This window comes from Ectobacillus sp. OTK, assembly GCF_059698935.1.
On sequence record NZ_AP048547.1, the window covers coordinates 432,157 to 448,572 of the forward strand.

General features: G+C 38.1%; 14 protein-coding genes. 9 read left to right on the top strand and 5 right to left on the bottom strand.

Going from position 1 to position 16,416, the window contains the following annotated elements; genetic code table 11:
* The first annotated feature begins 89 nt into the window (after positions 1–89).
* Entirely contained in the window at positions 90–326 is a 237-nt protein-coding gene (locus AC6HZ4_RS02310) for a hypothetical protein (protein ID WP_497493415.1), read from the top strand.
* A 70-nt stretch (positions 327–396) separates the two neighbouring features.
* Positions 397–1,782: a 23S rRNA (uracil(1939)-C(5))-methyltransferase RlmD gene (rlmD, locus tag AC6HZ4_RS02315; protein WP_497493417.1), complete on the top strand. Its 1,386-nt coding sequence runs from the start codon at positions 397–399 to the stop codon at positions 1,780–1,782.
* A 196-nt stretch (positions 1,783–1,978) separates the two neighbouring features.
* On the opposite strand, the gene AC6HZ4_RS02320 is transcribed toward rlmD, so the two are convergent.
* The 4 genes from AC6HZ4_RS02320 to AC6HZ4_RS02335 all read right to left on the bottom strand — a co-directional run bounded on the left by AC6HZ4_RS02320 (position 1,979) and on the right by AC6HZ4_RS02335 (position 6,244).
* Positions 1,979–2,146, bottom strand: a complete 168-nt coding sequence (locus tag AC6HZ4_RS02320) for a hypothetical protein (protein WP_497493419.1) — start codon at positions 2,144–2,146, stop codon at positions 1,979–1,981.
* Between the two features lie 196 nt (positions 2,147–2,342).
* Complete coding sequence (locus AC6HZ4_RS02325) at positions 2,343–2,801, bottom strand: N-acetyltransferase (protein WP_497493421.1); 459 nt, start codon at positions 2,799–2,801, stop codon at positions 2,343–2,345.
* A gap of 748 nt (positions 2,802–3,549) precedes the next feature.
* On the bottom strand, positions 3,550–5,151 hold the full coding sequence (locus tag AC6HZ4_RS02330) for a bifunctional metallophosphatase/5'-nucleotidase (protein ID WP_497493423.1): 1,602 nt from the start codon (positions 5,149–5,151) through the stop codon (positions 3,550–3,552).
* A 241-nt stretch (positions 5,152–5,392) separates the two neighbouring features.
* The gene (locus AC6HZ4_RS02335) at positions 5,393–6,244 is read right to left on the bottom strand and encodes a glycerophosphodiester phosphodiesterase (protein ID WP_497493425.1); all 852 of its coding nucleotides are present in this window, start codon (positions 6,242–6,244) and stop codon (positions 5,393–5,395) included.
* A gap of 635 nt (positions 6,245–6,879) precedes the next feature.
* On the opposite strand from AC6HZ4_RS02335, the gene AC6HZ4_RS02340 reads away from it, so the two are divergent.
* Complete coding sequence (locus AC6HZ4_RS02340; RefSeq protein ID WP_497495570.1) at positions 6,880–8,082, top strand: Gfo/Idh/MocA family protein; 1,203 nt, start codon at positions 6,880–6,882, stop codon at positions 8,080–8,082.
* 259 nt (positions 8,083–8,341) lie between these two features.
* Positions 8,342–9,214, top strand: a complete 873-nt coding sequence (locus AC6HZ4_RS02345; RefSeq protein ID WP_497493427.1) for a helix-turn-helix transcriptional regulator — start codon at positions 8,342–8,344, stop codon at positions 9,212–9,214.
* A gap of 259 nt (positions 9,215–9,473) precedes the next feature.
* Here AC6HZ4_RS02345 and AC6HZ4_RS02350 read toward each other — a convergent pair whose 3' ends face one another.
* A complete protein-coding gene (locus AC6HZ4_RS02350; RefSeq protein ID WP_497495571.1) occupies positions 9,474–9,668 on the bottom strand; it encodes a tyrosine-type recombinase/integrase in 195 nt (64 codons plus the stop codon).
* Positions 9,669–10,350: 682 nt separating this feature from the next.
* Here AC6HZ4_RS02350 and AC6HZ4_RS02355 point away from each other — a divergent pair.
* The 5 genes from AC6HZ4_RS02355 to AC6HZ4_RS02375 all read left to right on the top strand — a co-directional run bounded on the left by AC6HZ4_RS02355 (position 10,351) and on the right by AC6HZ4_RS02375 (position 16,390).
* Positions 10,351–11,181 carry a sugar phosphate isomerase/epimerase family protein gene (locus AC6HZ4_RS02355; RefSeq protein ID WP_497493429.1) on the top strand — a complete coding sequence of 277 codons (831 nt, stop codon included), beginning with the start codon at positions 10,351–10,353 and terminating at the stop codon, positions 11,179–11,181.
* 311 nt (positions 11,182–11,492) lie between these two features.
* The gene (locus AC6HZ4_RS02360; protein ID WP_497493431.1) at positions 11,493–12,506 is read left to right on the top strand and encodes a LacI family DNA-binding transcriptional regulator; all 1,014 of its coding nucleotides are present in this window, start codon (positions 11,493–11,495) and stop codon (positions 12,504–12,506) included.
* Positions 12,507–12,810: 304 nt separating this feature from the next.
* On the top strand, positions 12,811–13,788 hold the full coding sequence (locus AC6HZ4_RS02365; protein ID WP_497493433.1) for a sugar ABC transporter substrate-binding protein: 978 nt from the start codon (positions 12,811–12,813) through the stop codon (positions 13,786–13,788).
* Positions 13,789–13,876: 88 nt separating this feature from the next.
* On the top strand, positions 13,877–15,367 hold the full coding sequence (locus tag AC6HZ4_RS02370) for a sugar ABC transporter ATP-binding protein (RefSeq protein WP_497493435.1): 1,491 nt from the start codon (positions 13,877–13,879) through the stop codon (positions 15,365–15,367).
* Positions 15,368–15,391: 24 nt separating this feature from the next.
* The gene (locus AC6HZ4_RS02375; RefSeq protein WP_497493437.1) at positions 15,392–16,390 is read left to right on the top strand and encodes an ABC transporter permease; all 999 of its coding nucleotides are present in this window, start codon (positions 15,392–15,394) and stop codon (positions 16,388–16,390) included.
* Positions 16,391–16,416: the final 26 nt, after the last annotated feature.

The following is a 16,416-nucleotide window of genomic DNA, read 5'->3' on the forward strand; positions in this document are numbered from 1 at the left end:
ATGTCGCATTACAACATATGTAGGCGGATTTTACGAAATCAAGCTTGTAACGTATAATAAAGGCTAAATGTTTAAAGAGGATGAAAAGCATGTGGAGTCAAGCCATTATGCTGCAAGCACCATATAACTTCGAGCAGGTACTTAGTCGTCTCGTTCTAAATCCGCTTAACTGTGTCGATACTGAAGAAAAAATGGTTAAAGTACCGCTTACCATACATGGAGAACATATTGCTGCAGCTATACAAGAAACAGGAACGTTTGAACGTCCAGAATTTATCATAACAGCTGAAAATATGAAGCCAGATGCTGTATTTTGGAAACACTAAAAGAAGAATATACGCCTTATGGCAGCTATGCTTCCCTTTATTTATGGAGAAGCATTGAGTAGGAGGAACGATGGAAACAAAGCAAGAAAGCAAATTACAAATGGGACAAACCTTCCCGGTGACAATTAAACGTCTCGGTATTAACGGAGAAGGAGTCGGCTATTTCAAACGGCAGGTTGTCTTCATTCCGGGTGCACTGCCGGGAGAAGAGGTTGTTGCTGAGGTTACAACGATAAAAAAAGGCTATGCCGAAGCAAAAATCAAACGCATCCGCAAGCAATCTCCGCAGCGCGTAACACCGCCTTGTCCGGTATATGAGCAATGCGGCGGCTGCCAGCTTCAGCACATCTCATACGAAGGACAGCTTGAACAAAAGCGTGATATCGTCGTACAGGCATTCGAACGCTATACGAAGCAAATTGCTGATAAGCTCGATATCCGCTCGACAATTGGGATGGAGGATCCATGGCATTATCGAAATAAAAGCCAGCTTCAGGTCGGCATCGATAACCGCAAAGTTATTGCAGGACTATACGGCTTAAACTCGCATGAGCTTGTAGATATTTCTGACTGTATGATTCAGCACAAGGCAACAAACGAAGTGACACAAAAGGTAAAAGAAATTTTGGAGAACCTTGGTATTTCTATCTACAATGAGAAAAAGCATAAGGGAGCAGTTCGTACGATTGTAACGCGCATTGCTGTTCGTACAGGAGAAATTCAGCTTGTACTCGTAACTACAAGAGAGGAATTCCCGCGCAAAGACCAATTTGTAAAGCAAGTACAAACTGCTCTGCCACAGGTCAAATCGATTATGCAAAACATCAATGGTGAGCGCACCTCCATTATTTTTGGAGAAGAAACATTCCGCCTAGCCGGGAAGGAAGTTATTCAAGAGGCTTTAGGAGACTTAAAATTCGAGCTATCGGCCCGAGCCTTCTTCCAGCTCAATCCGACGCAAACAGTGAAGCTGTATGATGAGGTAAAACAAGCGGCAAAGCTAACAGGCAAGGAAAAGGTTGTTGATGCATATTGCGGCGTTGGAACGATTGGGCTATGGCTGGCGAACGAAGCAGCTGAAGTCCGCGGCATGGATATTATTGAAGAAGCAATTGAAGATGCAAAAAAGAATGCGAAGCAGCATGGCTTCCTCAATACAATGTATGTAACAGGAAAAGCTGAACAGGTTCTTCCGAAATGGGTGAAGGAAGGATGGAAGCCAGATGTGATCGTTGTTGACCCGCCGAGAACAGGCTGTGACGACATGCTGCTAAACACGATTTTAAAGGTGAAGCCAAAGCGGGTTGTGTATGTATCCTGTAATCCATCCACACTTGCGAAGGATGTAGCGAAGCTGCTAGGGGATTATGAGGTTTCGTATGTACAGCCGGTGGATATGTTTCCTCATACGGCGCATGTGGAGTGCTGTTCACTACTTGTAAGGAAAGATAAATAAGAGATGTAACAGTGAGTAAGGAGCCTCTCCATAAGTTATGGAAAGGCTCTTTTATTTTTTGTATATATACGTAAACGACACATGGGTCTTCCTCGGATTCTGAGATGTGAATAAAGTAACGTAAAAAGATTTTTGATTGAAGGTTAAAACCATGGTGTTACAGCTGAATATAATTGAGGGCGGGTGTTCCCGCCCTTTATTCATTTTCTTTGGAATCTTCTTGGTAATGCTCATTTAAGTATGGATTTTCTGTCGTAGCAAAATTAACAGACTGGAGACTGATTTCAGGGTCCATTCCGTAATATCCTTTCAGCTCGTCTTTTGCCAACTCACCACTTCTGAATTGCGGTTCTTTTTTTTTCATGATGCACCTCTTTTCTTCCTCTTATTTTTCTGTATTCAAGAAGGAATTATTCGGAAGTTCCATCGACAGAAGAGAAATTGAGTAGATCCATTTTGTGTATCTACTTGCGTGTCGAACTAACAGTCGTTTCGATAATTTTTTGAAGGTGCACCTACAAAACAGAACCATTTAGAGATATCTGGATAGGAGTTTATTTCTAAGGTAAAACGTTCATTAGCATCGCTGTTTCATCACAAGAATGCAGTTTGGGACAGTTTATGCAATCTTTCCACATTTTTTGAGGTAAATCATTTTTATCCACCCGATTAAATCCTAACTTCGAAAAAAATTCAATTTGATAAGTTAACGATATTAGCTTAGTAATTCCCAAGTTTCTTGTTTCTGTAATGATTTGCTTTACCAGTGCTTTTCCGATTCCTTTTCCGACATAAGCAGGGCTGACGGCTAATGACCTTACCTCTGCTAAATCCCGGTCAAGGATCGTCAAGCTGGCAATCCCAACAATTTCATTATTTAAAACGGCAACAACGAAACTTTGCAGATTTTCATAGATAGAAGAATAAGTTCTCGCTAAAAGTTTTTCCTCTTTGGCATACTCTGATATTAATTTATAGATACTTTCTGTATCGCTCATAATCGCTTTTCGAATTAGCATAGAAAGTCCCTCCAGGATAATATTTTACTCGCTATATAAAATTCAAACTATCTAACTATATCTGAATGATAATAAATATACATTAGATAGAATTATTATTCAATAGTTGTATTCCGTTGATTTTTCTTTTTTAGTTAATTTTTTTCTTCTGAAATGGGAGTTGATTCGAGGAGGGAGCGATGCCTATGATTGGCTTATATGAGCCAAAAATCAACTGTATCATTTACAAAAGCCTTACTAAGTATATGGGATTATGAAGGAATGTACGTAAAGTAACGGGGGCTTTAATATAATAAGCATATATTTTAAATAAGGCTATATATACAAGGTTTTATGCATAACTTGTACTTGTATATAAAGCCTTATTTCCCATACAAAAAACATACTGCCATAAACAACCTTTTTTGCTTGCCAAATACCACTAAAATGTCATTGTTTTAAGAATCTAGACGATTAAATAAAACTAAATGATATTAAAGCAGATACCTTTCTTTCAATTTCAAAACCGTTTGTGATCAGCGTATCAAGGTGGTAGGCTTCGATTCTCACGATGTCCCAGTATAGCGTTACTTACCGCAGAAATGGTACTCATCAGTACCAAATTTTTTAATCATTATTTGTTGGGTCTTTTTTGTTTTAAAATTTATGACCATATTAATAATTATACTTCTGAGAAAGAAAACTGTAAGTTAAACAAAAGAGGAGGTTTAAATTAAACCTCCAGTCTTTGGCGCTTTCAATTTGAATATTATTTAACTTCTACAATTCTTCCTTCCAATTTTGGAGAAATAGTTTGATCATTTATGATAGAATCCATGATTAAATTTGCATCAATTGGTCCTGAACTTGCATCAATTAATCGTGGTGCTGATTTAAACATGCTAAAGCCGTCTCCGCCATCTGCTATAAAGCTAGGAAGTCCAATTGTATATTTCGCAGTTAAATCGATTGGTTGTCCATTAACTAGTACGTTTGATACGCGAGAACCAACTTGCTTAGTGGAATCAAAGGTAAACGTTACGCCGCTTACTTGCAAAAATCGGCCTGCTTGACTTTCTAATTGGCTAACGCTATTTTCTAAAGCATCTACAATGACTTGCCCTGTCACTTCAATTTTCACAAGAATATTAGAGAATGGCAGGATTTCTAGAACCATTTTTTTTGTAATATTTCCAGGTTCAAAAACTTTATCCGATCTGATACCTCCACCATTAATGAGCCCAATATCAGATTTTGTATAGCGTTTAAACGAATCAGCAAGATAGTTTCCTAGTGCTGATTCCTGTGTTCTTACGACGCTTTTTCTTGCATCTAATGGTACGGTAGTTGATCCAATAACAACATTTAGTTCACTATCCAGCTGTGACACATATTTATCCATTACTGCTTTAACCGCTGCGTCTGGTTTGAACCCAGCCTTAGCTACCTCTTCCGCAAGAGTTAAGCGCTTGAAAGAAAAGTCGGTGATTTTTCCATTCACACCAACAGTTAAATCAAGGACCCCAAGATATGTAAATTCATCCCCGACGAATGAAAGAATCGTGTTATTGATCACTTTTGGCTGTTCATAGCTGAAAGCAGCATGGTCACCAAGAATGACATCAATTCCTTTCACATCAGCTGCCAGCTGCTCTGCTACCGGACTAGCTAAATGAGATAGGACAACGATGATATCTGCTCCTGCTCCCTTCATTTTGGGAATAATCGCTTTCATTGCATCTGCTGGTTTTAAGACAATTGCGTTTTCACCCATTGAAGTGATCTCTGGGGCTTCTTCGTTGATTAAGCCAGTAAATCCAATATTTACACCATTTACATTTTTAATGACAAATGAAGATGCACCAGCTTCTTTACCAAATACTTCACCCGTACGCTTGTCCACTATGTTTGCACTTACCCAATTAAAGTTACTTTGAGAAACCATCTCTAGTAATATATCAGGTCCCATATCAAAGTCGTGGTTACCAAACGTGTTTACGTCCAAGCCGCCAGCATTAAAAGCATCTATTATATGCTGGCCCTTAAAGACAGAGGATAAAATGGAAGAGGCTAAATCGTCACCATTACCAAGCATTAAGGAATTAGGCTTTTCACTTCTGATTTTATTTATTAATCCAAAGTAATTCGCAATGTTTTCCGGGTTGTTTGCATCTCCAAAATTACCATGGAAATGCGTGTCATGTATGAGTGTAACTTGATTTGATTTCGGCAATTTACCTTTAAAGCTTAAGCTTCCATCACCAGTAGATGAATCTGGTTCACTTCCCTCGAAATGTGCAAAAACAGTTGAAGATAATAGTGTTATAAGCAAAACAATGGGCCAAACCAGCAATCTCATTTTCTTAGCCATTTAACATCCTCCAACTAATTTATTCAACTACATACTTATAGTAGCAAACCTTTATGTTTGATCACAATTATTTTTTGGGATTAATTGGATTTTTTATCTTGTTGAATGTATGCGTCATTAAAGCTAAAGATAGAATATCAATAATGCAGGCTAGGGACAGATAGGTACACTTAAGGTAAAAAATGTATTTAGTAAAGTGATTCATGTTATGATGAAGGAAGCTGTTTCAAATTCAGTAAACTTATTTCCCCTTCATTACTTCGTGAAGTCGGTCAGGATAGTTTGTAAACATTCCTGTTACACCCCAATCGATCAGCTTCCTCATTTCTTCTTGTTCGTTAACAGTATACGGATGAATTTCTAAACCGGTATTTACTACTTTCTGTACATATTCCTGACTTAGATATTTAGAATTTGGACCAATTCCAATAGCATATTCTTTTATTGCAGCAATTTCTACATCTGAAATCATGGCAGGTGATTCATACCATAATAGCTGCACTAGTTTCATAGATGGGTCAAGTTGATGCATTTTTATTAAACTCTCTGGACTAAACGATTGTACGAGTAACGTATCTTTGTTGATTCGATACTCATTAATTAATCGAAGCAGCTCCTCTTCCATTCCTGGATAGACGTTTGGAGACTTTGTTTCAATATAGTATTTCTCATTCTTTCCAAATGTCTGAAATACCTCTTCAAGTGTTGGAACTTTTAGTCCGACATACTCATCTTTTGCAGCTTCTGGATACTTTTCGTTAAACCAGGAACCGGCATCAAGCTGCTTAATTTCTTCTAACGTATAATCTTTGACACGACCTGTTCCATTTGTTGTACGGTCTAATGTTTCATCGTGCATTACAATTAATTTACCGTCTTTTGTCATCTGCAGGTCTAATTCAATGTAGTCACTATGCATTTGTTCACCCATCTTATAGGCGGTAATCGTATGCTCCGGAGCATGTCCAGACGCACCTCGGTGTGCAACATTCGTAATATCGACATGTTCCTTTGCTTGAGCTGTTATACTGCCAGTAACGGTACTAAGCCCAAGTGCAGTGACGCTTAAAGCTGTCAATAACATTTTTTTCATGATGTTTTCTCTCCCCTGTTTCTTCTTTTTTTCGACAAAAAAAGCATAACAAGGGAGTATTGAGATGCTATTAAGGACATGTAAAAAAATGTTTCGATTACATAAAAATAGACATATTGTGGAATAATAAAAATTTTGTATACGGGAAGCTTTGAAAAAGTAATCTCTAGTATTTTGGTAACAAATACTCAAAAAGGTTAATGGGACTTTGGTGATTTTGAGCACTGTTACCAAGTTAACTGTAAGGGGTTAGAGTACGTATTTTGCAGGACAAGTGGTCACCATAATCAATATCTAGTCGTTCGGGCGACAGTCCTTCATATCACCGCCGAGGCAAACTAAAAATGGAGGAAAGAGGTGAGAGTTCTTTTTGTTCCAATTTCAAATCATCAAAATGAGTAGATGTAAAAGAGTGATTCATCTCTTTTTTTGAGTATCCTATAGTGCAAGATTGTGAAGTTTTTTTGAAAAATAGGTGATAAATTTCTGTCAAACTGCGATTTTTCTACTTCTATAAAAATAAGATACTGGAGGTTATTATGTGCAAAAAGACTATAATTTTAACTATAACAACCGGAAGCGCTTACAAATCATTCGCGAAAAACAAAATCAAAATTTTTTCAAAAGAGGTGTTTATTATGTTAAATGGTGAAAAGAAAATTAAAAGACCTTTCAGATGGGCAATGGTAGGTGGAGGCCGAGCAAGTCAGGTTGGATATAAGCATAGAACTGGTGCACTAAGAGATAATACAGCCTTTACCTTAGTTGCAGGAGCCTTTGATATTGATCCGGAAAGAGGTAAAGACTTTGGTGTAAATCTCGGTGTTGATGAGAGCCGTTGCTATCCTGATTACAAAACAATGTTTGCTGAGGAGGCAAAGAGGGAGGATGGTATTGAGGTTGTCTCCATTGCAACTCCTAACGGAACTCACTATGAAATTTGTAAGGCAGCATTAGAAGCTGATTTGCATGTTATTTGTGAAAAACCTTTGTTTTTTACGTCTGAAGAGGGTGAAGAGATTAAAGTTTTAGCAGAGAAAAAAGGAAAAATTGTTGGTGTAACATACGGTTTTTCTGGAAATCAAATGCTGCTTCAAATGCGAGCAATGATTGAACAGGGGAAAATTGGCGACATTCGTGTGGTTGAGTTACAGTATACGCATGGCTTTAATGCAAATGATCAAGCGGATAAAACAAGTGATGCACAAAAATGGCGTGTTGACCCTAAGGTTGCGGGGCCAAGCTTTGTTTTAGGTGATCTTTCTACACATACTTACTATATGTCCCAGTTGATTATGCCGCATATGAAAATTAAGAAATTATTATGTGACCGGCAGAGTTTTATTGGGAGCCGCGCTCCTTTAGAGGATAATGCTTTTGTTCTTATGCACTATGGAAATGGAGCGGTAGGAAGACTTTGGACATCCTCTATCAATGCAGGATGTATGGATGGTCATAGAATTCGCATTGTAGGATCTAAGGGAAGTTTAGAATGGTGGGATAACAAAGGCGGTGAACTTAGATATGAAGTTCAAGGCGAACCTATCCAAAAATGGATTCGTGCAATGCCTTACTTAGATGATAGCTGTAATGCTGATGAGCGTTTAGGAGCACTGCATGTAGAAGGGTTGTCTGACTCTTGGGCAAATATCTATCTCAAATTTGCTATTGCGATTGATGCTAAAAACCGAAATGATGAAGAAACATTAAAAAATCTAGTTTACCCTGATATTGACGCTGGCTTGGACGGCATTCGCTGGATTGAAAATTGTGTTCGTTCTGCGGATAACGGATCGGTTTGGGTAGAGTTTGAGCATAAAAAGACATTGCTAGTGTAAGAAAAACTTTTGATACCCTGCTATTGATTCTGGTATTGGGAGCGTGCGCTGGATAAAAAACATGTTAGATACGCTAACAACGCTGTTATTTGGAGAGACTGTAACTAAAGATTTAAAGCTCATCTATGGGCAATTTTCTTTCATAATTGTTCTAGATGAGTTTTAAAACATCATCCAATCAAAACTCTTTACAAAAATTGATAAACGCCTATTAAATTTCTATAATTGGCTTACACACCACAGAAAAAGAGGTGAGTTTATGGTACAGAGTTTTGTTAAAAAAGAATTCACGCCGACTTTTGGGAATGGCAATCTTCCTAAGCTGCTTTACGTCTGCAAAGCTGAAGCTGATCATACTAAATTACCCTGTGTTATGCATGTGCATAAAGACCGTCTAGAAATTTTGTATATCAGACATGGCAGAGGAATTCATACTATTGGAGGACGACAATATCATACCAAACAGGGTGACATTCTCGTTTATAACAGCGGTGTTATCCATGATGAGCGTACAAATCCAGAGGCAGATATGAGTGTATACAGCTGTGGAGTAAGTAACTTAAAGCTAGAGGGAATGCGGGAAAATTGTCTATTGCCTGACGGCGCAAGTCCGGTTTTGCGTAGCAACGACTTTAGTCAGGACATTGAAAATGTATTTCGCATGATGTACACCCAAATTTGCTTGGGGAATACAGGGGCTGAAGAAATCTGCCATCATTTACTACATACCCTCCTTATTATGCTTGTAAAGCAAATTGATAGAAGTATAGATACAGAGAAAAATAAGGAAGTTATTTTGGGAGAGCGCATAAAAAAATATATTGATGACCATTATTTTGAGGCTCATACGTTGGAAAGCATAAGTGGGGCATTAAATATTAGCCTGTCTTACTTGTGCCATATTTTTAAAGAAACTACTGGATACGCCCCTATGCAATACATTATGCGGCGCAGAATTGGAGAAGCTCAGTCTCTGCTGATTAATACTAAGTATAGTGCCACCGAAATCGCATCTATGGTAGGGTATGATAACTCTAATTATTTTAACACTATTTTCACTAGAATCGTTGGTATGTCTCCTATCAAATATCGAAAGTGCTGGGTGGATGAAAATTATAATGCAGATAGATAAAATAATAAGAGAAGAACCATTTTTAGCACCATCAGTTTGCTCAATAAAACCTCGGAGACAAATTGTATTTGGCCTCATGACCACAAAATGACCATACATTTAACTAAAAGCGTAGAAGAGTTTGGATAGTATACACTTAAATAAAGTAAAAATAACAATAGTTTAAACAATACTTAATATGGCGTATATAGAGTATGTAGCAGAACTAAGCTTGATATAACAAGGTTTTTAAGGCGATGGATTTGTGGTTGACCACATTTTATCCATTGCCTTTTAAAATTGCTTCCCCGAATTTTCTTGTTGTTTCTTGGTGCATGCTTGGGGTCACGTGTGAATAGGTATCAAGAGTTATTCTTATACCTGAATAATCAAGTCTATCCGCAACAATCCTTGGGTTTTCACCAAGCTCCATTAAAGTGGTTGCCTGGGTATGCCTTAAATCGTGAATTCTGATTTTGGGAACATTGGCACTCTAAATAATTTTATCAAATTTTAAATCCAGGGTTCGTGGATAGATAGGCTCCTAAAAACATTATAAGCCCATGTACTACAATGAAATATCTAAAATGAATAAAAAGAAAGAATAAAGGAAAGATCTTTCCTGGGTTATTGTTGAATTAAAGTAATGAATAAAATAGTTCAATAGGATTGTAAAAAATCTCAGATAATTAAATGCCTACAAAATCATAGATTTATAAAGATTCTAATTGTTTATTTAATTTTCTAAAAATTATTGACAATTAGTATTTTTAAAGATAAACTCATCATCAGGAAAGAACTTTCCTTAATAATTCGGATGCATTTAAAGATAAGTAATAATAAAGGGTTCTTTCTCCTTAGTTTAATTGCTTAAGTGATTGATGATAAAGGATTTGGTACAAGTGTGGATTTAGGAGTAACTTTTTCTTTTAGGAAACTACTTTCTTTCTAGTTGGAGTATGGATAGATAGAAAGAGTAAGTAAGCACAATTATGAAAGCGTTATAAAACCTAACTTTTATAAAGATTATAATGATAAAACTAGGAGTGATATTTTGAGAGTAAGGTTTTTCTATAAACTGGACGGTTTATAAAGAAACTTATTCACATATAAGTTGATTTAATGGAATGACGAATAATGAATCAGGAGGAAGTAAAATGAGTAGAGATTATGGTTTATGTTTATGGTCGTTTGGAGACATTCCTGTTGAAGAAAAATGTAAAATTGCAAAAGAGATTGGTGTAGACGGCGTCGAAGTTCAAGGAGATCTAACACAAGATCCGAGAGAGCTGGCAAATATATTATCTAAGTATGAGTTGAAGGTTTTATCTGTTACACCTGATAATGTGGATATTTCTAGTGTAAATGAAGATACAAGATTAAAAGCAGTACAATACTTTTTAGACTTATTAAGTTGGGCGAGTGATTTAGGTACAAATAGAATTTGTTTACATGGAGATGTAGGTAAAACAGCTGGATGCGGGGATCTTGCGAAGGATTGGCAGCTTCTTGTAGAGAGTTCTAAAACAGTGATGGAGAAAGCAGAAACTTTAAATATTGAAGTGGTGTTCGAAGTGTTAAATCGCTATGAAAATCATCAAATTGTCACAGGTGAAGAAGCTTTAAAACTAATCGATGCTGTAAATAGTCCGAATTTATCTATCCTATTAGATGCATATCATATGAATATAGAAGAAGCGGATCCAATCGACGCATTAAGAAAAGCAGGAAGTAAGCTAGGTGTTTATCATGTAGCTGATTCCAATCGTCAAGCTATTGGAAATGGCCATTCGAATATAAAAGGCCAGATAGAGGTATTACATGAAATAAATTATACCGGACCAATTATTATGGAGATGGTGGCAGAAGGTCCAAATCCTTTTACAGCCGTTAAAGGAGAAGACTATCTTCAGGTTCTTACGAATTATTACAAAACTTCATTAGAAAAACTAAAAGCATGGGATACCTTAAAGGTAGAAGTACAATAGGTTGCTGAAAACGATGTACCAAGTGATATAACAGCATGTAAAAGGATTATGCTCCTTAGAAATCACTGAAAATCTAATTAAAAAATTGCATCAGCTTAAAATGATAAAGCAGTAAAGAATCAATGATGCTGTTCAGTATTTTAATTCAATCTGATATTCCCTCTCGCTTTTGCGGAGTTCATAGTAATAGATCAGGGATTATGAGCTTTTGTAGGGGGATTATTTTCTTAACAACGTTACGTTATTTTGCCTATAATTAAATATGGGATAGAATAAACATATTAGTTGCTAAGAGAAAAGAGAGGGAAGAAATGAAACCAACAATAACAATATATGATGTGGCAGAGAAAGCTGGTGTATCGATCTCAACGGTTTCTAAGGTACTGAATAATACAGGGAGTATTGCGGAGAAAACTAGACAAAAGGTTAAGGAGACCATGAGAGAGCTGAATTATCAGCCGAGTGTTGTAGCATCCGTTAAAAAACGTATCCAAACTATCGGGCTCCTGATACCTAGTATTGCGAATCCCTTTATGGCAGAAGTAGCAAGAAGTATTGAGGATCATGTTAAAAAATTCGGCTTCAGTCTGATGGTTTGCAGCACCGATAATGATTTGGACAATGAGATTGAATATATCTCTATACTAAAGCAAAAGTATGTAGATGGTATTATAATTGCTACGGGATTAAAGGATCATAAGGCAATAAGAGAGCTGATTAACGCTGAGATTCCTGTTGCTTTACTTTCGCGGGATATACCTTCACTTGCTGTTGATACGGTACTGGTAGATGATTTTTTAGGAGGGTATAAGGCTACACAATATTTAATGAGTTTAGGACATCGGAAAATCGCAATGATTACTGAGAGTACTGATTTGTCGGTAGTTAGAGCGAGAATTCAGGGATATAGACAGGCGCTTGAGGAAGCGGGATTAGCATATGATGAGAGTTTGGTGCTTCTGAATAATACTACGTTTGACGCAGGAAAACACGCGACACGAAAACTTCTAGATTTACCCGAACCTCCGACAGCTATTTTTGCATCAACTGAGTTTCTGGCAATTGGGGCAGTAAAAGGCGCGCGGGAACTGGGGATAAATGTTCCTAAGGATCTTTCGATTGTTGGGTTTGATGATACTATTCTTGCTACCGTGTGTGACCCTCCATTAACGACAATAGCACAACCTATTCAGGAAATGGGTAAGAAAGTGGTTGAGCTATTAGTTGAAGAGATTGAGGGGCCAAAGGAAATTAAGCAGCGAATCGTTTTATCCCCAAAGTTAGTAGTTCGGGAGTCCACCTCCCGTAATAAGATTGATAAGTAAGTTTAGTCTTATTCCGGGAGAAACTCTCCTGGTATTAAAGGACGTTGGATACGATGACACAGTTTCTGCTAAGCTTCTTCGAGAGCAATGTAATCGATTGCATATAGAAGGATTTATTAAAACTGCAAGGGGAAACAACTGTTGTTGCAGGAAAATACTTTAATCTTAGCTGTTGTTAGACATTAAAATAAGATTTCTGCTTTTCTTAAAGGGAGGTGGTGCAGGAGCAGTTACATACTACGTTGTGGGATTTTAATGTAAGCGCTTTACAATAGAGGTTAAATATTTATAAGGGGGATTTATAATGGGAATTAAGAAAAAATTGATACTTCTTGTCTCTTTAATTGTTGTACTCGCTTCATTCATGACTGCTTGTTCTTCATCAAAATCTACTAATGGAAAGAAGAAAATTGTAATTGGTGCAGCTATGCCGCTATTCGATGATAAATTTATGTCGTATCTACAGGATTCTATGAAAAAAGTTGCAAAGGAAAAAAATGTGGAGTTAAAGATGGTCGATGCCAAAAATGACTCCAGTAAGCAGCTTGCCCAAGTAGAAACCTTCATTACACAGGGTGTAGATGTCCTTCTGGTTGCTGCTCCAGATCCAAGTGCGATTCAACCGGTAGTCGATGCAGCAAAGGATGCGAACATTCCGCTTGTTCTCGTGAATCGTATGCCAAGTGAAAAGCTCGTTAAGCAGGTTTATGCATATGTAGGCTCTGAATCTATCCAAGCTGGAACAATGCAAATGGAGAAAGCTGCTGAACTGCTTGGCGGCAAAGGGAATATTGCAATCATTCATGGTCAATCAGGTGATGAGGCAGAAATCTATAGAACAAAGGGCAACAAAAACATCATTGCCAAAAACCCTGAAATGAAAATTGCTCGTGAAGGAACAGCAAGCTGGCAGCGTGCTGAGGCTATGAAATTAATGGAAAACTGGATTCAATCTGGCGAGAAAATTGATGCAGTTGTAGCTAACAACGATGAAATGGCAATCGGAGCCATTCAGGCGTTAGAAGCTGCTGGTAAGTTAAACAACACGTTAGTAGCTGGTATTGATGGCACGCCAGATGCATTGGAGTACATTAAATCTGGACAATTGAAAGTTTCCGCTTTCCAAAATCCAATGGAGCAAGGCAGCAAGGCAATCGAGACAGCTATTAAAGCTGCGAACGGTGAGAAATTAGATGACAAATATGTATGGGTGCCGTTTGAGGTCATTACAAAAGACAATGTTGACACGTATATTGCGAAATGGGAAGGTACGGGAAATTAAATAAGTAATGATAAGGGGCTGCTCGTGTTGTGAGATGAAACAGGAGCCCCTTATGCCTATTAATCTACTGGTTAGGGGTGAGCATAACGTGGATAAGGAATATATTCTAGAGCTAAGTAACATTACAAAGGAATTTCCAGGTGTTAAGGCTTTGGATCATATCCAGCTGAAGGTACGAAAAGGAACAGTTCACGCTTTAATGGGTGAAAATGGTGCTGGAAAGTCCACCCTAATGAAGATCATTTTCGGCGTCTATACCCCAGATAAAGGAACGATTAAGTTCAAAGGACAAGAAGTTCAAATCGCAGGTCCTAAAGATGCTCTAAGTAAAGGGATTTCCATGATTCATCAGGAGTTAAGCCCTGTTCCAGACATGACGATTGCGGAAAATATTTATCTCGGCCGTGAGCCAATGTACGGCAAAACGGGCTGGGTCAATAAGAAGAAAATGATAGCAGATACAGAAAAGTTGTTTGAATCCTTACAGATTGACTTGGATCCGCGAAGCAAAATGCGGGAGCTAAGCGTTGCAAATATGCAGATGGTAGAAATCGCAACGGCAATTTCCTACAATGCGGATTTAATTATTATGGATGAGCCGACCTCAGCGATTACGGATAAGGAAGTCGATCATCTTTTTAGTATCATCGATTCATTGGTGAAAAAAGGTGTTTCTATCATCTACATTTCTCACAAAATGGATGAGATTTTTAGAATTTGTGATGATATTACGGTGTTTCGTGATGGACAGTATGTTGGGGCAAAGCCAGCGAGTGAGTTAAACCAGGATACGTTAATCCAAATGATGGTGGGCCGGGAAATTAAAGCAGTATTCCATAAGGAGCTAACGGAAATTAAAGAGGTAGTCCTAGCTGTTAAAAACCTATCCAGAGAGGGTAAGTTCCAGAATGTTAACTTTGAGGTGCGCAAGGGTGAAATTCTTGGAGTTGCAGGCCTCATGGGCTCTGGAAGAACAGAAATTATGGAAAGTATTTTCGGGATTGACCCGCCAACATCCGGTGAAATTTATATGCATGGCAAGCAGGTGAAAATCAACTCACCGAAGGATGCGATCCGTCATAAAATCGGCTTATTAACGGAAGACCGAAAGCTAACGGGCGCATTCTTGCCGCTGTCAATACGGGAAAACATGATTATGTCCAACATTGATAATCTCTCGAAATTTGGTTATGTAAATAGCAGCTTAGTGAAAAAAGTATGCAACGAGCAGGTAGAGAAATTAAAGGTCAAAACACCTCATTTAAACCAGCTCATTATGAATCTGAGCGGAGGGAACCAACAAAAGGTATTGATTGCCCGCTGGCTGCTCAATGATCCTGATGTACTGATTTTAGATGAACCAACACGCGGTGTAGACGTTGGTGCAAAGGCTGAGATTCATAAGGTCATGTCCAAGCTTGCACAGGAGGGAAAAGCAATTATTATGATTTCCTCCGAATTGCCTGAGGTGTTAGGAATGAGTGACAGGGTCATCGTTATGCATGAAGGAATTCAAAAAGGGGAGCTAAGCAGAGAAGAAGCGAACCAAGAACGAATTCTAGAAGTTGCGTATCAATAAAGGTCCCTTGAAGGAGGAGTAGAAATGAAGACTCAAGAGAGTGCTGTAAGTAACCCGACGGTTCTCGTAAATTCAGTTAACAGAAAGAAACAAATTTCAGTGATATTGAATAAGTACGGAATTGTCTTCATCTTTATCGCAATGTGCATTTTAATGTCGATTCTATCGCCGGCCTTTTTGAATGTGAATAACATTATTAACGTAGTGCGGCAAATTTCTTTTATCGGTATCGTTGCAATGGGTATGACAATGGTCATTATTACAACAGGAATCGACTTATCTCCTGGTTCCATCATTGCTCTTGTATCCGTAGTCGCTGCAAGCTATGCGCATCCGGGTGAATATCCGTTATTCGTTCCGCTTGCAATCGGGATGGCCATTGGGGCAGCTGCTGGATTTATTAACGGTGCCATCTCTGCAAAAGGAAAAATTCCTCCGTTCATTGCTACATTAGGAATGATGACAGCAGCGAGAGGTTTGGCGCTTCTCTATTCAGATGGAAGACCAATTGGTAACTTATCAGAGTCCTTCATGTTTATCGGAAAAGGCACGATTGCTGGGATTCCATTCCCAATCATTATTTTTATCGTCATGGGTATTATTTCGCACATCATGTTAAGTCAAATGAGATTTGGTAAGTACACATACGCCATCGGCGGAAATGAACAAGCTGCACGTATTTGCGGAATTCCAGTCGATCGCTACAAAATTATGATTTTCACATACGCAGGTCTATTATCAGCTATCGCAGGTTTGATGTTAACAGCACGTATTTCCGCAGGACAGCCAAGCCTTGGATTAATGTATGAATTAGATGCAATCGCCGCTGCGGTTATCGGCGGAACAAGCTTAAATGGCGGAATTGGTACAATTCCAGGAACAATGATTGGAGCATTAATTATCGGTGTTCTAAACAACGGCCTTGACCTATTGAACGTATCCTCCTACTGGCAGCAGATCTTAAAGGGAGCGATTATCGTAGCAGCAGTTCTTCTTGACTCTCGTAAAAATAAAAAATCTTAAAAAATTGCAGGAGAACACCTTAAGGA